A 21,697-nucleotide genomic window follows, 5' to 3' on the forward strand; every position below is an offset into this window, starting at 1 on the left:
ACTTTTTCAAGGCCACCCATCGTACACCGCACGGGTAGTCGCGGGCACTTCCACGACCGGAGCGGTTCACTCCTTCTATTCGTCCAATGTCATTATCATTGAGCAATGCGAAGATATTTGCAATGCTGCGCTTCGTTCTGATCTGTCTTTTCATTGATCTCCAAATCACGCTGTGTTCGGGGATGGAGCAGCCATTCGCACGACAAGAGAACCTTGTTGAATTGTGCGATCAGGCCGCCGCCGCACCTTGGGACCCGGATTCGGCGCATCGGCGCACGCGCCTCGAATTCCGCCAGCTGCAACCCGAACGTGCCATTCCGTTTTGCCAGCGAGCCTTCGCGCAGAATTCCGACCTTCGTCGCCTGAGCTTTCAGCTTGGCCGCGCCTATGATCGTCAGGGCGCGAACCAGGATGCCTATCGCGCCTACAAGGTCGCTGCCGACCTCGGTAGCGCCGCCGCCAAGGTGAACATCGGTATTCTCTATCGGCAGGGACGCCGCTTCGAGCAGAACGATACCAAGGCCCGGGCGTGGTTTCGCGAGGCGGCGGAAATGGGACTCGCGGAGGGCATGTATTGCTACGCGACGGCCCTCGACAACGGCCTCGGCGGTCCCGTTGACGGATCTGCCGCACGATCCTGGTACGAGCGGGCGGCGCAACGTGGGACGGCGAAGGCACGCGATGTTCTCGTACGCCTGGATATCGACGGGCCTGGAACGGGTGCCCGCTGTGATTAGCCCCGGCTGCCTGGGCCAGCGCTGCGGAGAGCGGCCGTGACGGAGGGGTCGCGTTTCGTCGGCAGTCGCACGCTGGCCGACCTCGACCTCGTTCGGATCGATGACGGGCTCGTCATCGAAGGTTACGAACGCCTGGTCCGCCTCCTGCGACAGCGTAGTGGTGCGGCTGCGGCCCGGCTCTTCGCCGAGCCGGTCCTGTCGCACAGCAACGGATCCGCTGCGGCGCGTGTCGACTGGTACACGTCCCTCGACGGACCTGTTCGTAGTCTCGCGGACCTCGACCCCGTCGAGGCCGAGGAGCTGCGCGACCGTTTCCGCGCGGTCCTCTCCGACCTGACGCCCCTCCTGCGCGACCTCGTCGAGGGTCCGTTCCTGGGGGCCTGTCTGAATCTCGCCGGGCCGCGCGCCGTCCTGGCCATCGGCGATCAGCCGGTCCTGATCGATTGGGGCCTCCTCCCGGCCGGACTGGTTGCGGACGAGGCGAGCCGGCTGCGCCATCACGCAATGGCCCTCGGGGGCCTCCTGCCCCCGGGCCTGCCGATGCCGCCGGTCGGACGCGCAGACTGGTCGGCCCGCTTCCCATCCGAGGAAGCACCATCCTCCGAGACCGCACCGACAGCGAGGGCAGCCTTACGTCCGCCGAGGGCCCGTCCCCTGCCGGCTTGGTCGAGCCCGGCACCTGTCGCTGTCGCCTGCGCAGCCGTTCTTCTCGGACTGTCCTTTCTACCGGGCGCGCTGACGTTTCCCACTGCCCCGCGGACGCTGTCGGCGGAGGCGAAGGCGCTGCAGGCCGCATGGCTCGACAACCTGCAGCGACGCCGCGACGCCCTGGCGTCCGCCGCCGCGTTCGCCTGTCCGCGCCTGCGCGCCGAACTGCCGTCCCTGGTTCCCCAGAGTCCAGCCGGCGTTCGCCTGCCACCCGATGCCACGTCGCGTCCTCAGGCCCGGGCCGCGATCGGGCCCGCGATCCAAGGGCCGGCCACGCCTGACCCGGCCAGTCTCGTTGCCCGACTGGAGCGAGGCAGCGTCCTGGTCCTCGCGGGCAGTTCCACCGGCTCCGGCTTCTTCGTCAGCGACGAGTTCGTGGTCACCAACCGCCACGTGGTCGAGAACGCCGAGACCCTGAGGATCGCGGGCCGCCATATCGGAATCATTCCGGCCACGCTCGTCCGTACCGGAGGTGAGGGCCACCTCACGGATTTCGCCCTGTTGCGGGTTCCGCGTCAGGCCGACGTGCGACCCCTCGCTCTGGCTGGACCCGGACGACCCCTGACACCCGTCGTCGCGGCCGGTTTCCCCGGCCTTCACCTCGGCACCGACCCGACGTTCGCAAGGCTCGGCGAGGGGGACGCTTCCGCGAGCCGCGACCTGGAACCGGTCCTACAGACCGGCGTCGTCAACCACCTTCAGCGCTACGACGACGCGGCCGTGACGCTGGTTCTTCACAGCGCCGAGATCGCTCCCGGCAACAGCGGCGGACCGCTGGTGGATTACTGCGCGCGCGTCATCGGCGTGAACAGCTTCGGCCGCAGTGACGGGCACATGCCCGTCACGGCGCGCTACGCGTTGGGGGCGGACGGTCTCTCGGCATTCCTGGAAGCCAGTGGCGTCGCGGCACCGCTCGACGCCGAACCATGCGACCTGCAGGCGACTGCGCGGGACGCCCCGCCCGGGGAACCTGCGTCCGCCGCCCCGCGGGAATCCGGCCCGGGTGCCGGGGCCACCGCGGAGCCCGCGCCGGACGTGGCACCGAGACCAGCGCCGAGGGAGGGTACCGTCGCCCCTCCGCCCCGCCCCACCGCTCCCGTCCCCTCACGCCCCCGTCCGGGGCGTGAGGGCGGGCCGCAAGCGCGTTGAGATCGGTCGCCAGATGTCGAGCACCGTCAAGCTGACCGAGACGCCGCGCCAAGGTCTGGATGCGGTCAATCCGAAGCTCAATCAACAGTACGACCAGTTCGTCGCCCTGCTGGCTCAGCGGGTCGGTCGCGCGCACGCCAAGCTTTTCGCCGAGCCGGTGCCGATCACCATGGCGAAGACGGGCCTCCCGGGGCTGGCCTGGTTTGCCGACGGAGACGGCGAGGCCGCGCCCGTCTTGGGGCTCGAAGCCGGCGAGGCGCAAGCCCTCCGTCGCGTAGCGGGGCGCCTGAGATCCGAGGTCGCCGCCTTCGCCGACGCGCTCGAGCGTGAGGGCGAAGCTTCGCGTGACCTTGCTCGCCTCATTCGCGATGCGCTCGTCACCCCTGACGACGACCATCTCTGGTCTCTCGGCGGCCAACCGGTCCTGGTGGCATGGGGCTATCGTCACGCTCAGGGGATGGGCGTCGTTGCCGAGCGGAACGGCGCGATCACCGGCAGTGCGGCAGCCGCGATGGTCACACCGCGGACATCGCAGGCCGCCCGGCATTCGAGTGCGCCGCCGCCGCCGCGGCCTGAAGCGGTGAACGACGCCGGCGTGGTGCGGGCGAGATCGGCTCTCGTGCCCGTCCTGTGGCTGGTATTCGCCCTTCTCTCGCTGGCTCTCGGCGACCGCCTGCTGCAGGCCTGCGCGATCGGCAGCGCCAATTGGCCGGACTGGCTGAAGGGCGTCCTGCCCGATCACTGTCCCGTGGCTTCCCTCGGCATCGACCCGGCCGACCTGTCGCAGCGCACAGCGATCCAGGCCATCGAGGGCGAGGTGCACGCTGCCGAGCTTGCGCTGACGCGCCGTGCCCTGTCCTGCGATGCGAGCTGTCCCCTGCCATCGCGTGCCGCGATTCCGGGTCCGTCCACGCCGGTCACCCCGCCACGCGCCATCGCCGCCGATGTGGAACGGCGTTTGGAGCGGATCGAGCGCGGGCGATACCTGGAGCTGACCCTCGCCTGGGACGGGGCTGCCGATCTCGATCTGCAGGTCGCCTGCCCCGATCAGGCCCGGATCAGCTTCAACAACCGCAGCGCCTGCGGCGGCCGCCTCGTGGCCGACCAGAACGAAGGCGGAGGGACCAGCGCCAGCCGCCCGGTCGAGCACATCATTTGGGACGAGGCGCCGACGCCGGCCGGGGTCTTCGGCATCGCCGTCGCCCTCTACGACCGGCACGGCGATGCGCGCCCGAGCATTCCGTTCCGCCTCGTCCTGTCCCAGAACGGTCGGGTGATGCGGGAAGAGGAAGGGCGGGTCTCGGCTCCCCGTGTATCCCAGAACGTCTTCACCTTCCCGGTTCCGATCGTCCCAGCTTCCGGAGCCCCTGCCATGCCGTGAACTTCGGCCGTGAGCATGCCTCCTCCACGCGTCCCCTGAGTCTCGGCAAGGCCGTCTCGTATCAGGATTGTATCCGTCCCGATGTTCGTCGATCCCGTCACCTTCGGTCCCACGATCCGACTCGTGCCCCATAGCGGCGTGCAGTTCGTCGAGTACGCGTTCAACATCGATGCCGTTGGTCGCCTGTCGCGCCGCTTCATCGAGCGCGAGGTCGAAGGCGTGTCCCAGCCGGCGGGTCGGCAGACCTATCGGCTGCTCCCGACCTGGGACGAGACCGACCCGGGTGGAGAGGAAATCGAGACCGCCCGCGGTGCCGATCGCGAATACGCCATCAGCGAGCGGGGCGCCCTCGAAGTCTTCCTGGAGAAGTGGACGCCGATCCCGATGTTGCGGGTGAAGGCGGGAATCGAGGGAGGCGATGAACTCGACGTGGGCCCGACCAACTGGGCGCGGGTGCGCGTCGCAGAGGTCTCCGACCGCGCCCCAGACAGTCCAATCAGCCATCGGGTGATCTTCGCCTTCGACACGGAACTTCTGGAGCGGCGCCCGAACCGGCCGTACACGGCGCCGAGCCTTGACGATGCCGCCAACGAGCACGAGTTCCGGTTCGCCTACCGCTTCCGCGACATCGGCTGGTTTCTCGGCGCGGCCTCCGACAGCGAGGAGGCGCGCCAGCGCGCCGGCTTTCAGGAATGGGTGCCGTCCTGGCTCTCCGAGCAATTCCGCGAGTTCAAGGCGGCCCAGCGGCCCGACCGGCCTCTGCGGGACAGCGATTTCCCCAACACCCTCGAACACTATGCCCGCTATCTCGTGCTGCTCGAATACCTGCAGCGAGCGATCCAGCCCCGCGTCATGCGTCTGACCGATACGGTCTCGGCGCTCCCGGCGATCAAGCCAGTGACCGTCGACTTAATCCTAGACATCGGAAACAGCCGCACCTGCGGGATCCTGATCGAGTCGCACCCCAACGAGGATCGCGTCGACCTCAACAACTCCTTCGTGCTGCAGCTTCGCGACCTGTCCGAGCCAGAACAGGTCTATGTCGAGCCGTTCGAGAGCCACGTCGAACTATCCCACGCCCGATTCGGACGCGATCATCTCTCGCGGCTCTCGGCACGGCCGCGCGCATTTTTCTGGCCGAGCCCCGTTCGGGTCGGGCCAGAAGCGAGCCGTTTCCGAGAGCTGGCGCAGGGCACCGAGGCGGTCGGCGGTCTGTCGAGCCCCAAACGCTATCTCTGCGACGTGAGACCGGTGAACCAGGAATGGCGCTTTCCGGATCGCGACTACGGCGCCGATGGAACGAGCCCGCTCATCGACCGGACGATCCGCCAGTTCGTCAACAGCCGCGGCGACGTGATCTCGCAGCTCGACGCCGACAGGAAGCGCTACGGCATCCGGGTTCAGGCCGACGATCGGATCGGTGCATCGCGGCTGACGTTCTCACGGTCGTCCTTCTTCACGTTCATGGTCGCCGAGGTCGTCTGCCACGCGCTGTCGATGATCAACAACGCCGGCGTGCGTGAGCGTCGACGGACGAAGGACGCGCCCCGCAAGCTGCGACGGATCATCCTCACTCTGCCACCGGCGATGCCCGTGCAGGAACAGCGTCTGCTGCGCTCCCGGGCGGAAGGCGCCGTCAAGCTGATCTGGCAATTGATGGGATGGGCCGACACGCCACCCCCGGGCGTCACGCAGCCGGAGGTCCACGTGTCCTGGGATGAGGCGAGCTGCGTCCAGTTCGTCTATCTCTACGGAGAGATCACCCAGAAACTGGGCGGGGCCGTCGACGGCTTCCTCAAGCTCATCGGCCGCCCGCGACCCTTCGCCGAACCGGACTCGAGACCCGCTCCCGGCACGCCCGCCGAACCCTCGGTGCGGATCGCCAGTATCGACGTCGGCGGCGGCACCACCGACCTGATGGTGACGACCTACTACGCGGAGGGGAACCGGGCGATCAAACCGGTGCAGAATTTCCGCGAGGGATTCAGGATCGCGGGCGACGACATCCTCAAGAGCGTCATCGAGAGGCTCGTCCTGCCGACCCTCGAGGAGGCCCTGCGCCGTGCGGGGCATCCTGACCCGCACGCGCTCCTGCTCGAGCGCTTCGGTGGCGACCGCGCCAACATGGCCGAGCAGGAAAAGCACCTGCGCCGGCAATTCGTATCCCGCGTGCTGGAACCGATCGGATTGCGTCTTCTGGCCGATGTCGAGGCCGAGGGCGAGTTGACCACCCGTCCGTTCTCGGAATTCTTCCCTGAGCGCGGCGGCCGCGTGGTGCGCCGTGCCCTGCCGCAGCCACGCCTGCTCGATTTCCTCGAAGGTCCGGCGCGGCGCGACGGCGCTATCGGCTTTGCCCTGGTGGATTGCGTGTTCGAGGCGCGCGCCGAGGTTGTCGGCGCCTGCGTGGTGTCGGTTCTCGACCTCGTGCTCGACAACCTCTGCGAGGCGATCCACGCCCTGGATGTGGACGTCGTGCTGCTGTCGGGACGCCCCTCGCGTCTCTCGGCCTTCGTCGACCTCCTCGTGAACAAGCTGGCGGTCTCTCCCGATCGGATCGTGCCGCTGCACCAGTACCAGGCCGGCAACTGGTATCCGTTCCGGGATCGCGACAACCGCCGCATCGGCGATCCGAAGACGACGACGGCGGTGGGTGGAATGCTCTGCGCGCTGGCCGAGAGCCAGCTGACGAACTTCACCCTGTTCACCCACCGCCTGGGCCTGCGCTCGACCGCCCGGTACATCGGCGAGATGGAATTGAGCGGGCAGTTGCGGGATGCCGGTCTTTGCTTCCGCGACGTGGACCTCGACGCGCCCGCAGCAGCGCGGGCGAGCGGACCCGCGATGACTGCGAAGCTCCGCTACTATGCGCCAATGCGCCTCGGCTACCGGCAATTGCCGGTCGAGCGCTGGATCGCAACGCCCCTGTATCGGCTGCGTCTCCGAACCGGACAGGAGGCCACGCCGTTGCGCCTTCCCCTCGACATCACGCTCGAACGCGTCGGCGATGGGCGTGCTGACGATGACAGCCCGGATGCCCTGATCCGTTCGGAATCCATGAAGGAAGAATTCGAAATCACCGATGCCTACGATGCGGACGGCCTCGACGTCAAAAGAAAGATCGAGCTTGTGCTCGACACTCTGGTTTCTGAGCAAGGGTACTGGCTCGATACTGGAGTTCTCTCCGTCGATTGAAGGCATTGTCTGCCCCCAACTCCTCCAGGATTAACCACAATCTCTGCCATGTCGACTGACCTCCTTGCCAAGGCCTGCCACGACACCAGCCGTCTCGCGCAGGATGCCGAGCGCTGGCTCGGCGATGCCGCCAACGCAGCCACCGTCGGCCGTGAGCGGGACGATCTCGTCCGCTCGACGCGCAAGATCGCCCATCGGGCCGAACGCCTCGGCCGGGCAGCGCAGCGACCGATGTGCGTCGGCGTGTTCGGCCCGAGCCAGGCTGGGAAATCCTACCTCGTGGAGGTTCTGGCCCGCCCCGAAAACGGTTCACTGCGGGCCCGTTTCGACGGAATCGCGCCGGTCGACTTCCTCGCCGAGATCAATCCGATTGGCGAGAAGGAAGCGACGGGGCTCGTGACGCGCTTCAGCGCCCAGGAGGGCGGGACACCGACTCCGCCCGGCGCTCCGGTACGCCTTCGGGTGCTGACGGAGAGCGATCTGATCAAGGTTCTCTGCAACAGCTTCCTGCACGACAGCGATGCCACGAAGGAACATCCGCCGCAGGCCGAGGAGATCGATGCGCTCCTGGCCCAGTTGCGGACCCGGCCCCGCACCGGGGGTGCACGCTTCACGGGCGCCGAAGTCGACGACCTGAGGGACTATCTTCTCGACCAGGCGCGCGGCAGCCGCGCCCTGGAGGCGCTGGCACGCTACTGGGACGAGGCACGCACACTCGCCCCGGGGCTCGACCTGGAGGGACGCGCGCGCCTGTTCGCGCCGCTCTGGGGCGGCCATGCGGCGTTCACCCGGCTCTACCGGGACTTCACGGAGGCCCTCGAACGCCTCGGGCATCCCGACGAGATCTTTGCGCCGATCGGCGCCCTGGTGCCGCGGGAAGGCAGTATCCTCGATGTCGCCACGCTGGCGGGCCTCGGGGCCTCAGGGGGCGCCGACACGCTGCTCGTCTACGGCGCCTCCGGAACGCCGGTCTCCCTGCCGCGCGCCACCGTAGCGGCCATCACGGCGGAGTTGCGGATCGACATCGCGGATGCACCGCGATCCTTCCTTCGTGAAGCGGACCTCCTCGACTTCCCCGGCGCACGCAGCCGTCAGAAGGTCGATCTGGCCCATTTCCTGGCGGAGCACCCCGACTCTCTCAAGGAGACCTTCCTGCGCGGCAAGGTCGCCTACCTGTTCGATCGCTACGTGGCCGAGCAGGAACTGACGACGATGCTGCTCTGTATCAGGCCATCGAACCAGGAGGTCGTGACGCTGCCGGATCTGGTGGAGCGCTGGATCACCCAGACTCACGGTGCCAGCCCCGAGGCGCGGATCGCCCTGCCGAACCTGCTCTTCCTGGTGATGACCTGGTTCGACAGTCACTTCGTCGACAAGGCGGGGGATGCCGGTCAGGATGCCGGTTTGCGGTTCCGCAACCGGATCGAGGCATCACTCCTGGGGTTCTTCGGCAAGGCCCATACCTGGCCTCGGCAGTGGACGCCGGGGGCGCCGTTCCGCAACGCGTTCTGGTTCCGGAACCCGAATTACCCGGCCGAATCGGTGATCCGATACGAGGGGCGGCGCGAGATCGGGTTCCTGCCGGAGAAGCAGGAGCGGATCGCCGAACTGCGCCGCGGCTTCGTGGCCCTGCCCGAGGCCGCCGCGCATTTTCAGGATCCTGCCCGCGCCTTCGACGAGGCGTTGCGCCTCAACGACGGAGGCGTCAGCTACCTCGTCGAGAATCTGGCTCGCGTCTGCCGGCCGGAGCTGAAGGCCGCCCAGATTGCCTCGCGGCTCGATGGACTGCGGGCCGAGCTGCGGGAGCGGCTCGGGCGTTTCCACGTGGCCCTCGACATCGAGACCCGCTTGGCCGAGCGCCGCGAGGCTGCCGGCCATGTCTTCGACGCCCTCGACGCGACCGTAGCGGCCGGCGGCTTCGGTTCGCTGCTGCGCGAACTCCTGATCGATGTGGGCACCCTGACCGAAGCCCTCCATGGGGCGAGTCAGTCGATATCCGGGGCACCGGCCGAGAGCGCTTCGCCGGCGGCACCTGCTCGCATCGCGCGTCCCGGTGCGATCGCCCGCCCCGGTGCGCCGAGCCCTGGGGGTGGAGTCCCGGGCGCCCGATCACCGGTGGGACCCGGCGCGTCCGATCGTGAGCGTGGCCTGGCCCGGGCCGCGGTTACCGCCTGGATCGGCTCCATGCGCCGGCGGATCGAGGCCGACGGGTTCACACGCCGCTTCCAGGTTCCGGTCGACGTGATGGAGATCATCGTCGGCGAGATGATCACCCTGGCTCGCCGTGCGGATGTGGAGGCCGCCATCGCAGCCGATCTGCGGGCCCTCGCGACCGTGGAGCGTGCCGAGCAGTCGACGGCGAAGCTCGCACTGATCGCGGCCACGCGCCTGAACCGGTTGAGCGGCGATCTCGGCTTCGGTCTGGTCCCCCCGGCCGGCGAACGGCCCTCGATCCAGGATGAGGCGGGCGACCGCATCGCCTTCGAGGCTCGCCCGGTCACCTTCGATGCCCGGTCGATCGGCCCCACTCCGGCAGCCTTCGGCCACACCTACGCGACCGACTGGTTCCACGGCTTCTACCGGGTCGTGGAGGACAACGCGAAGAGTGCGGCCGGGGTCACCATCGACCTCGAGCAGAACGGCAGGCTGGGCGCGATCCTGACGGGCCTGCAAGGGCGTTCGGCCGCCTAGCTCACGGACCTCGAGCCCCGCTGCTCACAGACGCCTCAGACGACTTGCCTGGACACAACCATGACCCTTCGCATCACAGAGGACGAGGACGAGATCGGCGGCCACGCCCTCATCGATCTCGGGCAGCGCGCCGCCTCGCCGCTGCTGTCGTTCCGGCGCCAGGACACCGAGCCGAGGCATCTCGGCACCGAGGGATGGCAGCCGGAGATTGCGTGGCTCGCCCCGCTCTCCATGACCGAGCATGACGGCCGCACCGTAGCCCGCTTCGGCCCCTCGGTGGTCGATCGCATCGAGGAACTCGTTCCGATCGAGATCGTGGGCCAGGACGGCACCTCGTTCGGGGTCGTGTCCTGGCCGTTCATCACGCCGGCACCCGCCGGCTCCGGCATGCTCGCCGCTTCCCCGATCCCCGCCCCCAGCCTGACCCAGACCGCGCCCTCTCAGGAGACGCTCGCCGGTGAACCCGGTGACGGTCTCCCCCCGCTCCAGGATTCGGAAACGTCCCCGGCCGAGCCTGAGCCGCCCCGCCGGGCCAACGTGCGCGACGGGCTTGTCCTGCCCGAAGTGCCTCGAGAGGCGCCGCGCCGGATCTGGCCGGCGCTCGTATTCCTGGTTCTGTTCGCCGGGGCCGGGATCGGCGCGTACCTGTACCAGGACCTGCTCAAGGCTGTCCTGGCCGGCCACCCGACTGCGCCGACGGACACACCGGCGCAGCCCGAAGCACGGACGCCGCCCGCTGCGGAGGCGCCACGTCTGAGTGCTGCCGAACTGCGCCAACGGCACGGACGCCTCTTGGAGGAACGCGCGACAGGCAGCGCGTTTCTGGCGCTCGGCGGCACAGCGATCGAGGCTCAGCAGGGAGGGGCCGCCTTCAGGGCCTTCGAGGAGGCCGATCCCGCCGCCAGCGCGGATGCTGCCTGGCAGATGGCGCGCTTCTACGATCCCCGGACCACCGACACCACGTATCGCAACGCCGCTCAGCCCGACGTCTCCCGCGCGGCCTATTACTACGCGCTCTGGCGCAACCGCTCGCCCCGGCACACCGACGCGCTCCGAAGCCTGTGCGACGCCAACACGGATCTCGTCGGCCGCGACGAGCGACTGCGCGCGATCTGCCGTCCATGACGCTTTCCAAGAGTCTTCCCATGGCCCTCTCCAGTTCACGACCGGTCCGGCTCCGGGCCACGGCGCGCGCGGCTGCACTGCTCACGGGCCTGTCTCTCGCCCTGAATGCCAGCATGCACACCCCGTCCGCACACGCGGCCGCACCAGGGCTTGCCGTTCAGGCGGCGACGGGCAGGAGCAGCGTCCTGTCCGGTCCGCGCATCGCGCTCCTGATCGTGCCCCAGGCGACGAATGCCGGGAGTCGGGCGGCGACGGCCCATGCCGACGAGGAAGCCTATCGCAAGCGTCTGCGCGAAATCGGGTTCGACGTCTGGACCTTCGGACCCGCGGACCGGCCGGAACTCGAGCGCGGATTGCGCGAAGCCGCAGCGCGGCTCCCGGAGGGGGCCCAGGTCGCGGTGATCGCGCTCGGCCCGAGTGTCGGTGGCGAGGACGACGTGTTCCTGATGCCGCAGGGGGCTGCGGGCGACCTCACGCAGCGACCGGCCTTCATCGAGAGCGAGGGCGTACGCCTCGGCGATCTGCTCCGACGCCTGTCACGCCGTCAGCCGCGCGACCTCGTCGCCGTCGTCGACGAGTGTCAGCCGGTCGCGGGAGGCCGCTGCGACTTCGACGCTGCCGCAGGGTCCTCGGGTGCCAGCGTCATCGGCGGTCAGCGTCTCGGACGCCGGGCGCCGGGCGCCGTGCCCTTGGCGGGACGCGCGTCCCTGCGCGACATTCTGCTTGGCGCGATGGCGCAGGAGGGACAGAACTTCCTGCAATCCTACGAATTCCTGCAACGCGGCCTCGGCGGCAGCGATCTCGAGCCGAGGGCGAGCGGCGCGCTCACCACCGCCTTCTCTTTCCTGCCCCAGGGCTTCTTCGCGGGTATGACGACACCCTGCAACAAGGTCGACCCGAACGCCGAGCCCGCAGCGCTGAGCTCCATCGCCCTCGATCCGCTGATCCGCGAATGCGAGGCGGTCACCGCCGCCTATCCCTATGCGCGCGCTTTCGCCGACAGGCTCCAGGCCGGCCGCGAGCAGCGCGCGTTTCAGAAGGCCGTGGCGTCCTGCGACGACCGCCTCAGTGCGTCGAGCTACGGCAGCGCCTATCCGGCCGGACGCTTCCGCGGCATCGTCGAGAACCACGTCGTGGAATGCGACCGCCTGCGTGACCGGCAGCAAAGCGAGGCCCAACGCCAACGGGACGCCGACGCTCAGCGCCAGCGTGAGGCCGATGAGCGGCGGCGCTGGGAGGAGCAGGCGCGACTTGAGCGTGAACGAGCGGACCGCTTTCGCCTCGAACAGGAGAGCCAGCGCGAGCGCGAGCGCGAAGCCCTCCGGCAGCGCGAGGCAGAGGCGCAGCGACAGCGGGAGGCGGAAGCCCAGCGGCTGCGTGAGGAGGCGCAACGGCAGCGGTCGACGGCCCGGAGCGCGTCCGGCTGGACACTGAACTACGCGACAAATCTGCTTGAGATCAAAGCGCTGGCCGATGATCATTTCGACGCTCAGAAACAGTCGTACAGCACGGTCTGGCAATCCCGGCTGCATGGCGAGCAGGTCGCCATCTATGTGCAGGTCAGCCCGAACGAGCGCTGCGGCGACGCGCGCCAGTACATGAGCGAACAGATCGCTCCACGCCGGACGCAGGTCTCCCGCTCGCAGGAGATCACGACTGCGCCCGGACGGTCCGGTTACATTCTCGAAGGGCGGGGCACGGCGCGCGGACAAGGGGCTTTCGACGATCGCAACTATCTCGACTTCGTCTCGATTCGCCGCGATGACCGCAGCACGATCACGCATATCGGCGGCCGTTTTCCCTCCGAGCACAGCGAGACGTATCGCGCCGAGTTGCTCAAGATGATGAACTCCATGCAATTGCCGAACAGTGACATGTTCACGAACCGGTGCCGGTGAAGACAACGGGTCGAGGACGTCTGATCATGCCGGGAAAACGAATGCCGCCACGCCCCCGCACCGTTTTCGGCACCTGCGCGACTCCGAGGCAGTGTCGGCGAGACCGGTTTCCAGGAGCCGCCCGTCAGCTCACCGCGCTCCTCGTTCTGGCGGCATGCCTGACGCCAGGATCAGGCGCTCTGGCCGATCCCGGGCAGGATTGCAGAAGCGGTACGGCGGAAGCTCGGGTGACCGGCTGTTCGGCTCTGCTGGCGGAAGCGCGCACGCCTCGACAGCGCGCGATCGCCCTCGATGGGCGCTGCAAGGCCAACAACGATCGTCTCGCCTTCGCGGCGGCGCTCGCCGACTGCACCAGCGCGATCCGGGCCGATGACGATTACCCTTACAGTTTCGCCAATCGTGGCATCGCGCAGGCTGGTCTGAACAACCATGCGGCGGCCATCGTCGACTTCACGCAGGCCCACACCATGCGGCCGACCTTCATCTATCCGCTGATGAACCGCGCCAAGTCGCAGACTCAGCTCGGCAACCTCCTCCTGGCATCGCGCGACTACGACGAAGTCCTTCGCCTGAAGCCCGACAACGAGGAGGCGAAGCTTGCCAGAGCGGCGCTCTTCGCGCCCGCCATCGCCGGGGCGTCGCCGACGGGTGCCAACACCCTGTGCGGGAGCGTCGGCTGCAACTGAACGCCCGTGTCGGTCGATATGCCGGCCTGTCGCCTGGGTGGCAGACCTGACCGTCGGGTGTTCGCGCGAGACGGCGCATCGCTGTCCGACCCGGGGGGTATTCCCGAGACCGATGGCGAACGGCACAGCTTATCGGCAGGTCACGTGCACCGTGTAGGCCTTGGCCTGCTCGGCGACGGTCGCCGGATCCAGCGGAGTCGGATTCTTGGTACCGCTCCCTGTGACGATCCCGTTCGAGTCGAGGAAATTCAGCGCGATCGTCGACTTGATGGCGAAGTTCACGTTTTGCGGGATGTCGTTGTTGGCCTTCGCGACCGTCATCGCGTTGAGCTTCGAGGCGATGACGCCGACCACGGCGCCGTACTGGTCGATCAGAGGCCCGCCGCTGTTGCCGGGCTGAACGGGCGTCGAGATCTGGAGCATGCGGGTGTCATCGCCGAGGCCCGCGGCGGCGGTGATGTTGCCGACCGTGAAATTTCCGGAGGCTGCCAGGAGGTCGGGAAGTGGAAAGCCATAGGCATAGACGCTCTCGCCGACCCTCGGTTTGAGCGACAGGGCCGGAACCACGGGATTCTCGAAGCCGGTGCTCAGCACCGCGAGATCGTTCTGGACATCGGTGGCGACGAGCCGCGCCCGCAGGGACGGCAGACCGAACTTGGCGATATTGATTTCCGTGCAACCATTGATGACATGGTTGTTGGTCAGCACGTGTCCGGCCTCCGACACGAAGAAGCCGGTTCCGGAGGACCCGCCGTCCCGCCTCGGCGTCACGCCCGCGTCGGGGTTCGCCTTGTTCCTGGGTGGCGCCGTTTCCGCTTTCGCTTCGACGATGGCTTTCTGGCAATCGATCATCGCGCTGATCGCATCCGAGGATCCCGACAACGAGAGTTGCGCGATCGACTTGCGGTCGAACAGCACTTCGATCCCACCGGCACGGGCGATGTCGAGCACGAAGCTCTTCTTGAGCCCGGATGCCATGAGACCGCGATCCGCACCGCGTTCGATCCCGGAGAACTGGCCCTTCCAGCGTCCCCGTCCGGTGAGCATCATGAGTTGATAGAGGCGATCGGGTTCGATTGACCGCCACTTGGGATTGGTAAAGGCCAGGAATGCCTCGTCCTTCTCTCCGTTGAATCCCATCCAGACCGTCGTCTGGTCCTCGTAGGTCGCAGCGGCCAGGCAGCCGTCGGTCGATCGGCTTATCCCGATCGACCAACCCGACACCTTACCCACCGTCTTGTCCACGCTGAGGACAGGCGCGGCCGTGGCTGCACGCGTTGCCGGGAACGCAGCCGCGAGGGCCACCACGCCGATGAGGAACGGACGCAAGACGAGGCTCATCACGGTCAAAACTTTCCCGGTGGTCTCAGCGACCGCTGACGGGAATCGGCCGAGCGGTGCTCGATCCGGCGAACGGATCGGACACGGTGCTGATGGCAGCGCCGCCCTGCAATGGCGCAGCTTTCCGACGGGCCGGGGCGGCAGCGACGTGGCGGCGGGTCGGACGGTTCCGATAGACGACGACGCGTTGCGTCCGCGGAGCGTGGTAGGCGTGTCGCGGTGCAGCCGCCATGGCGCCCAGAGCGAAGCCGATGGCTCCGCCGGCGAGGCCGTCCAACGGGCCCGCGGATGCGCGCGGCACCGCTGCGGTGCAACTGATGAGAGCCGCCGCGACGGCGCTGAGAACATATTTTGAAGCGTTCACCGAAAGCATCCCGATCGAAAGAAAGCGCAGAGTCTTGCAAACGGCCTCCCGCGTCGGAGCGAAAGGTCATTCGGCTGCGGGATCTTCGCGTCCACAACCCCGTGCTACCGCTACAACCTACCTGAACGGCCACGCTTGGAAAGTCGTTTTCCCGCCTGAAATCCTCGGCCCGCACTATTTTTAAGCGACAACCTTACCGACCGGTGGGCGAATGTTCTCGCCGAGACGTATAATCCCGTCGGAAGACGACTGCGTGCACCCCACGACATCTGCCGGCACACCCGGAGGAGCCTTCTGCCATCTGATGCGTCGACTGGTTCGCGCAGCATCAGAGGATGGTTGTACGAACCATTCGCGCGGGCCATCATGACCTCGGGCGGCGTTGCTCAATTCGAAGCTTGGCAGCTTGGCGGCACCAGGTCAGCGCGGCACGGTCTGACGTTCAAGCCTGGTCGGCGGAGGCTGCGATGAACTCGCCGCGCCGCCTGTTCATCGCTGCCTCTGGACGTCGTTCGATTGTCGTCCCAAAGCCGAAACACGATGCGAACGAGACCGCCTTTTACGTCTCAAGGCCACGTCTGGCGGCCACGCCTCGTCCGGGCATCGCTTCAGAGACGTGGGATCCCGCAAGCGAGACGCGACCGCAGATCCACCGCGACGGCTTCGTCGGCCGGGCTCTGAAACACCCAGGACCGGTTCAGGGCTCGCGGTTTGCCGGCCTCGCAGGGATCGATCGCACCGGGGCGGCCAAGCGTCGAGCCGTCTCGATCGTGGGCGTGAACGCGCTGCGGTCACACAGGCAAGCGTTGACCAAGCGGGACAGGCCGAACGCGGCGCAGCCCCAGTGGGCCAGCAACGGCTCCCACCGCCACCACCGAACCGGAATGCGCCATCGCGTCTGGGACGTCCGTCGCCGCGCCCGAGGTGCCCCCCGAGAGGCTGACCCGGCTCGGATCACCGCCGCGCCACAGGCCGCGGCCGTCATCGGTCGGCGCGCCGGTGGGGACGGCGCATAGGACGGCCGCGAGGCCGGCCCAGCGCGCAACGGGCGCTCCGATCGTGCGCGTGTTGCTGCTCTCGCTCGATCGCCTGGTGGGGCCGGATCAGCGTTCCTTGCCGAGCGCGTCCAGCGCCTGGGCGAGACCGCAGAACGACAGGGGGATCGCCACCTCTTGGCCCCCCGCGCTCCTGAACAGAAGGCGGCCCGGCGCCTCCGCCTCGCGCCAGCGCTTCAGGTCCTCCTTCACCGGCCCGTCCGCCACGCAGCCGCCGGGCAGGCAGCGCCGCCATGCGAGGTCGAGCAACGCAGCCTTGGCGTCCTTCTCCTCGAGGCCGATCCGGACGGTCGAGGGGAAGCTCACGGCCACCGGCAGCAGGGCGGTGACCCGCAACCCGGCTTCGCCCGGCATCGGTCCGATCGCGACCTGGGCGATCGGTGCGGGCTGTCCCTGCCCCTGCATCGCTTGCGAAACCTCGCAAAGGCGCGCCGCCTTCTCGGCTGTGCCGACCCGCTGGCAGCGCAGGACCCAGTCGCCGTAGCTGGCGGTGGTGACACCCGGCTCGGACGAGAGCGGCGGCTGGGCGGCCGGCGCCGTGGGCGACGGGGACGAAGCCTTGGCGCCGGGTGCCTGCGCCAGGGCGGAGTCGAGGGGGAGCGGGCCACCGATCAGGACGGCGCCCGAGGCGAGCACGGCCAGGAGGCGGGCGCGCAAAGGGGACGGGGGGAGGGCGGTCTTCCGATGGGCGAACGAGGTCATGCGGCGTTGTCCTGGGCCTAGGCTGCGGTCTGTCCGGGCGGGGCGAAGGCGAGGGTGAAGTCGGCCAGCGTCCGCAGGCTGAGGCGATGGGCGTCAATGGCTGGGAGCCCGCCCTCGCGGCGCAGCCGCCCGAGATCCTCATCCGTCAGGGCGGCCAGCGCGGCCTCGTGGATGCCGAGCACCCCGTGCATCGCGTGGCTGGAACCGGTCGCGGCATCCCGGCCCTGCACCGTCAGCGCCCGCAGCAGGCCGAGATCCTGAAGCGTGCGGCCGAAGGCCATGGTGCGGTGGGCGGCGTCCGCATCATCAGCCGTCGGCCGCACCCGCTCTTCCGGCAGCGGCGTCTCTGGGCCGTCTTCGCGGAACAGCGGGGCGGCCTCGGCCAGCGCCGCCCCGGCGGAATCGCGGCGGATCGGGTCGCTGGGGTCGTCGAGGCAGACCAGCGGCGGGGCGTCGCCGGTCCCGCCGAGGATGAAGGGGAAGCGGCGCAGATAGGCCGGCCGGTCGCGGCCGGTCCAGGCGCCGTCCGCGTCGATCAGAGCCCAGTGCCCGGGCACGAGGCCGGTGAGGAAGACCGTGGTCGGGCCGAGGCTGTCCAGCCGGAACAGGATCGGCCGGTGGCGGCAGGCGGGGCCGAACGCGTCGATCGCCGCCGGGACGCGATGGCTGTCGCGGGCGAAGCCGAAGCGCTGCGGGTTGGCGAGGTGGAAGATGCGTTGAGTCGCGCGGTCGAGGGGCACGACCGCGCCGTAGAGCAGGGGCAAGCCTGTCATCGGTCGCGTCACGGTCCGGTTCGGAATCAGCGGGTGCGCGCCGGCAGGCTCGCCTGCGGCGTGGGGGCAGGGACGGGGGCCGGGAGGGCCATCGGTGCCCGCGGGAGGGGCGTGAGGAAGCAGCCGCCCTGCTGGCCTGCACAGGCGAGGATGGCGTCGAAGCGCGGGTCGGAGACCCGGAGGGCGCCATCCGGTCCGGCCCCGAGGAGTAGCGGCGGATCTGGATCGACCGGACGGGCGTCGCGGCGGGCGGCACGCTCGGCGGTGCTGGCGAGGCCCACGGGGTCGCTGTCGACCGGTCGCAGCTGGGGCTGGGGCTGCGCCGGGAGGACGGTAAGACTCGCGCCGACGAAGCCGAGACCGTAGTTGGCCGAGGCCGCCAGGCTGCCGCGCGTGATCGGATAGAGGCCGGGTTCGCTCTCCGCCCCGGCCGTGGTGGCGAGCGCGCCGGTCAGGCGGTCGCCTGCCACGAGCCCGCGGCCGCCGACCGTGTAGGTCAGGCTCGGGTTGACCGTGCCGGCGCGGCGCGTCTGCGGGTCGGCGAACACGGTGATCGGCCGCGGGGTCACGGTGAGGTCGGCCCCGCGCCAGGTCAGGGCATAATCGGCGGAGGCCGCCAGCGTGCCCTGTCCGATCGCGTATCGGCCGACATCGCTGCCGGCCGCCGCAGCGGTCGCGAGGTCTCCGGTCAAGCGGTCGCCGTTGGCGAGGCCGCGGCCGCCGACCGTGTAGGTCAGCACCGGAGTGGCATCCCCGTAGACGCGGGCGACCGCGTCGGCGGTGACGGTGAGGGGACGCCGCTCGATCGTATAGGTGCCGGGTTCGACGCCCTCGACCCGGTAGTTGCCGTTGCTGAGCCGGCCCGCCACCGCGATGGTGTAACGGCCGGCCGCGCTCGCCGCGTCGAGATTGAAGCCGGTCGCGAGGCCGGTGAGCACGCCGGCCTCCTGCCCGCCGACGAGACCGGTGGCCGCGAGACCGGGATGGGCCGGAGCATCGCCGTAGGTCGAGCGCCCATCGTCGACGCGCACCGTCACGGTCGCCGGGGTGATGGCGAGCGTTCCGGTGGCGGGCAGGCGGTAGTTCGCGGCCGAGCCGTTGCCGACGGCGACCGACAGGTTCAGGCCGGTCAGGCTCGCATCGGCATAGAGGCCGGCATCGGCGGAAGCCGTGACGCCTGAGCCGGCCGTCAGCGTAAGGGTTTCGCCGTTGGCGCCGCCGCTGACGGCGAGCTGACCGAAGCGGAAGCCGGTCGTGGCGTCGTAGGTCCTGGCCCCCGTGACGGCGAGCCCGGCGGGATCGACGGTGAGCGCATCGGCATTGCCGGGGGCCTGGACGAAGACGTAGTTGCCAGCCGCGAGGCCGGCGCCGGTGACGGCGTAGACCCCGACGTTGCTGCCGGTGCCGGCCGCGGTCGCGAAGAAGGCGCGGCCGGTGGTGGCGCCGGGCAGCGTGTCGGGGCCGAGAAGGCCGGTGACCGTGCCCGACAGCGCCGGGTTGGCCGCGCCGTAGCGGCGGCGCGCGGCGTCGGCGGTGTAGGTCAGGGTGGCCGGCGTGACCGTCACGGCGCCGCCCGCCCCGGTGAGGGTGTAGTTGGGGTTCGACAGCGCGAGCCCGGAGACGTCGCTCAGGGCCTGGAGCCCGACGTCCCGGCCCGCGAGCGTCCCGGAGCCGGAGACGGTCACCGCATCGCCGTTGACGCGGTTGCCGGCCGTCAGCGCCCCGCCGACGATGCCGGCGCCGGCATCGTAGACCCGCGTGCCCGTCAGCGTCACCGGGCGCGGCGTGACCGTGAGCTCGGCGCCCTGATAGGTCAGCGCGTAGTTGGCGGAGGTTGCGAGCGAGCCTTGACCGATGGCGTAGCGGCCGACGCCGCTGGCCGCGTCGGCGTCGCTCGCCAAACCACCGCTGAGGCGGTCGCCGTTGACCAGGCCGAGACCGCCGATCCTGTAGGTCAGGGCCGGGTCGGCGTCGCCGTAGACGCGGCTCTGCGCGTCCGCGGTCAGGGTCAGCGGGCGCGGGTCGACCTGCCAGATGCCGGGGGTGCGCGCCGCGACCGTGTAATTGCCGTTGCTCAGTGCGCCGACCACCACGAGGCCGTAGCGGCCCGCCCCCGTGGCCGCATCGATGCCGAAGCCGTTGGACAGGCCTGTGAGCACGCGGACGTCCTGTCCGCCCTGCAGGCCCGTCGCCGACAGGCCGGGATCGGCCGAGGCGTCGCCGTAGTTCGAGCGCCCGCCCGTGGCCGTCACGCGGACGGGCGCCGGGGTGATGCTGAGGGTGCCGGTGGTCGGCAGCCGGTAGTTGCCCGCCCTGGCGTTGCCCCCTGCGACCTGCACGGCCAGGCCCGCGAGGGCCGAGCCGGCCTGGAGGCCCGCATCGGCCGAGGCGGCCGTGCCGCTGCCGCGGATCAAGGTGACGGTCTCGCCGTTCTGGCCGCCGGCCACGCCGAGCTGGGCGGTCGCGAAGCCGGTGGTGGCGTCGTAGCTCCGGCTGCCGCTCACGCTCAGCAGGGCCGGATCGACGGTGAGCGCGCCGGCATTCGTCGCCGCCTGGACGAAGACGTAGTTGCCGTCGACGGCAACGAGTCCGAAGCCGCTGACCGCATAGGTGCCGACGTCGCTTGCCGACGTCGCCGCCGTGCCGAAGGCGAGGGTGCCGGTGGTGGCGCTGCTCAGGCTCTCGCCGGCGACGAAGCCGGTCACCGTCCCGGCCAGGGTCGGGTTGGCCGCGCCGTAGGTCCGCGCCGCGGCGGCCGCCGTGTAGGTCAGCGCCGCGGGGGAGATGGCGGCGGAGAGGGTCGGCAGGCTCAGATCGTAATTGCTCGCATCGAGCCCGGTCAGGCCGAGCCCGGACAGGTTCACCGGGATCCCGGGGCCGGCGTTCTGGCGGGCGAAGCGGCCGGTGACGGCCCCCGTCAAGGCGACGAGGTCGGCGCCGAACGGGGTGACCGTCGCGGTGCCGGCGAGGGCGGCGGCGGTGGTGCCGTCGTAGGTCTTGTCCAGGGCGGAGAGGCSGGAGASGGSCAGGGGGGCCCGGGCGATGTCGGCGCTCAGGCCGCTCGGCTGCACGAGGGTGTAGTTGCCGGCGTCGGTGCCGGCCAGCGAATAGCCGCCGACGGTGACGGCCTTGCCCGTRCCGGCATTCTTGTCGGCGAAGGTGCCGGTGCCCGTGCCGCTCACCGAGACGACRTCGCCGCGCAGCRCGGTCACCGCCGCGGTGCCGGCGAGGGTGGCGGCGGTGGTGCCGTCGTAGGTCTTGTCCAGGGCGCGCACGCCGGCGACCGTCAGCGCCGCCGGATCGATCGTGCCCGAGCCAGTCACGGACGCGGCGGAGAGCCTGTAATTGCTCGCCTTGGCCCCGCTCAGCGACAGGCCGGAGACGATCACCGAGCGGGTGCCGGCCCTGGCGCTGTCGTAGGCCGCGCTGCCGGCCGAGACCGTGACGGCGTCGCCGAACAGCACGCCCGCGCTGGTGAAGCCGGGGTTGCCGCCCGGCAGGGCGGAGCTCCTGTCGTAGGTCTTGTCCACTCCGGTCGCCCCCGCCACGGTGATCGTCGCCGGGGTGATGCTGAACGTGCCGGGGACGTAGACGATGCGGTAGGCGGTGCCGGCCGCGCCCGTCACGGCGGCTCCGGATGCCGTCACCGCGTAGTCGCCGACGTCCGAGGACGCGGTGGCGCCGGTGCTCAGGGTTCCGAGCGTCGTCACGAAGTCGCCGGGGCGCAGGCCGGCATAGGTGGCGACCGGCGCGCTGCCGCTGCCATAGGTGCGGCTGCTGCTGGGCGTGACCGCGACTGTCCGACGTCAGCACCTGTGGGACAGAATGAGGGTCTTCCCGAACGGAGGATGGCTGGTTCATCGTAGCCCCTGAGGAGCGAAGATGAAGCAGACAT

Annotated in this window: 12 protein-coding genes and 1 pseudogene; 8 read left to right on the forward strand and 5 right to left on the reverse strand. The window is 69.6% G+C overall.

Going from position 1 to position 21,697, the window contains the following annotated elements; translation table 11 throughout:
• Positions 1 to 122: 122 nt before the first annotated feature.
• The 8 genes from ASF58_RS22895 to ASF58_RS22930 all read left to right on the forward strand — a co-directional run bounded on the left by ASF58_RS22895 (position 123) and on the right by ASF58_RS22930 (position 13,567).
• Positions 123 to 737 (forward strand): tetratricopeptide repeat protein, encoded by a 615-nt coding sequence (locus ASF58_RS22895; RefSeq protein WP_244477454.1) that lies wholly within the window; start codon positions 123 to 125, stop codon positions 735 to 737.
• A 36-nt stretch (positions 738 to 773) separates the two neighbouring features.
• Complete coding sequence (locus ASF58_RS22900; protein ID WP_055958111.1) at positions 774 to 2,594, forward strand: trypsin-like peptidase domain-containing protein; 1,821 nt, start codon at positions 774 to 776, stop codon at positions 2,592 to 2,594.
• Between the two features lie 13 nt (positions 2,595 to 2,607).
• The gene (locus ASF58_RS22905; protein ID WP_055958114.1) at positions 2,608 to 3,975 is read left to right on the forward strand and encodes a hypothetical protein; all 1,368 of its coding nucleotides are present in this window, start codon (positions 2,608 to 2,610) and stop codon (positions 3,973 to 3,975) included.
• An 81-nt stretch (positions 3,976 to 4,056) separates the two neighbouring features.
• Complete coding sequence (locus tag ASF58_RS22910; protein ID WP_055958117.1) at positions 4,057 to 7,167, forward strand: virulence factor SrfB; 3,111 nt, start codon at positions 4,057 to 4,059, stop codon at positions 7,165 to 7,167.
• Between the two features lie 48 nt (positions 7,168 to 7,215).
• Positions 7,216 to 9,858, forward strand: a complete 2,643-nt coding sequence (locus ASF58_RS22915) for a virulence factor SrfC family protein (RefSeq protein WP_055958120.1) — start codon at positions 7,216 to 7,218, stop codon at positions 9,856 to 9,858.
• Positions 9,859 to 9,918: 60 nt separating this feature from the next.
• Complete coding sequence (locus tag ASF58_RS22920; protein WP_055958123.1) at positions 9,919 to 10,983, forward strand: hypothetical protein; 1,065 nt, start codon at positions 9,919 to 9,921, stop codon at positions 10,981 to 10,983.
• Between the two features lie 20 nt (positions 10,984 to 11,003).
• A complete protein-coding gene (locus tag ASF58_RS22925; RefSeq protein WP_200930241.1) occupies positions 11,004 to 12,881 on the forward strand; it encodes a hypothetical protein in 1,878 nt (625 codons plus the stop codon).
• A gap of 227 nt (positions 12,882 to 13,108) precedes the next feature.
• Positions 13,109 to 13,567: a hypothetical protein gene (locus ASF58_RS22930; protein ID WP_244477455.1), complete on the forward strand. Its 459-nt coding sequence runs from the start codon at positions 13,109 to 13,111 to the stop codon at positions 13,565 to 13,567.
• Positions 13,568 to 13,696: 129 nt separating this feature from the next.
• Here the strand turns inward: ASF58_RS22930 and ASF58_RS22935 are convergent, their stop codons facing one another.
• From ASF58_RS22935 to ASF58_RS27575, 5 genes and pseudogenes are all read right to left on the reverse strand, one after another.
• Positions 13,697 to 14,908, reverse strand: a complete 1,212-nt coding sequence (locus tag ASF58_RS22935; RefSeq protein ID WP_055958125.1) for a serine protease — start codon at positions 14,906 to 14,908, stop codon at positions 13,697 to 13,699.
• Between the two features lie 1,467 nt (positions 14,909 to 16,375).
• Positions 16,376 to 17,029 (reverse strand): invasion associated locus B family protein, encoded by a 654-nt coding sequence (locus ASF58_RS22940; protein ID WP_055958128.1) that lies wholly within the window; start codon positions 17,027 to 17,029, stop codon positions 16,376 to 16,378.
• A 17-nt stretch (positions 17,030 to 17,046) separates the two neighbouring features.
• Positions 17,047 to 17,802 (reverse strand): SapC family protein, encoded by a 756-nt coding sequence (locus tag ASF58_RS22945; protein WP_055958131.1) that lies wholly within the window; start codon positions 17,800 to 17,802, stop codon positions 17,047 to 17,049.
• A gap of 26 nt (positions 17,803 to 17,828) precedes the next feature.
• The gene (locus ASF58_RS27340) at positions 17,829 to 21,125 is read right to left on the reverse strand and encodes an MBG domain-containing protein (RefSeq protein WP_280137573.1); all 3,297 of its coding nucleotides are present in this window, start codon (positions 21,123 to 21,125) and stop codon (positions 17,829 to 17,831) included.
• Between the two features lie 15 nt (positions 21,126 to 21,140).
• Positions 21,141 to 21,581 (reverse strand): annotated as a pseudogene (locus ASF58_RS27575) (YDG domain-containing protein); the annotation flags it as partial.
• Positions 21,582 to 21,697 lie beyond the last annotated feature (116 nt).

It is taken from the genome of Methylobacterium sp. Leaf125 (assembly GCF_001423085.1).
GTDB lineage: Bacteria > Pseudomonadota > Alphaproteobacteria > Rhizobiales > Beijerinckiaceae > Methylobacterium.

Coding starts and splice junctions, on each gene's coding strand:
- ASF58_RS22895 (WP_244477454.1), top strand. CDS start 123: ATGCTGCGCTTCGTTCTGATCTGTCTTTTCATTGATCTCCAAATCACG.
- ASF58_RS22905 (WP_055958114.1), top strand. CDS start 2,608: ATGTCGAGCACCGTCAAGCTGACCGAGACGCCGCGCCAAGGTCTGGAT.
- ASF58_RS22910 (WP_055958117.1), top strand. CDS start 4,057: ATGTTCGTCGATCCCGTCACCTTCGGTCCCACGATCCGACTCGTGCCC.
- ASF58_RS22915 (WP_055958120.1), top strand. CDS start 7,216: ATGTCGACTGACCTCCTTGCCAAGGCCTGCCACGACACCAGCCGTCTC.
- ASF58_RS22920 (WP_055958123.1), top strand. CDS start 9,919: ATGACCCTTCGCATCACAGAGGACGAGGACGAGATCGGCGGCCACGCC.
- ASF58_RS22925 (WP_200930241.1), top strand. CDS start 11,004: ATGGCCCTCTCCAGTTCACGACCGGTCCGGCTCCGGGCCACGGCGCGC.
- ASF58_RS22935 (WP_055958125.1), bottom strand. CDS start 14,908: ATGAGCCTCGTCTTGCGTCCGTTCCTCATCGGCGTGGTGGCCCTCGCG.
- ASF58_RS22940 (WP_055958128.1), bottom strand. CDS start 17,029: ATGACCTCGTTCGCCCATCGGAAGACCGCCCTCCCCCCGTCCCCTTTG.
- ASF58_RS22945 (WP_055958131.1), bottom strand. CDS start 17,802: ATGACAGGCTTGCCCCTGCTCTACGGCGCGGTCGTGCCCCTCGACCGC.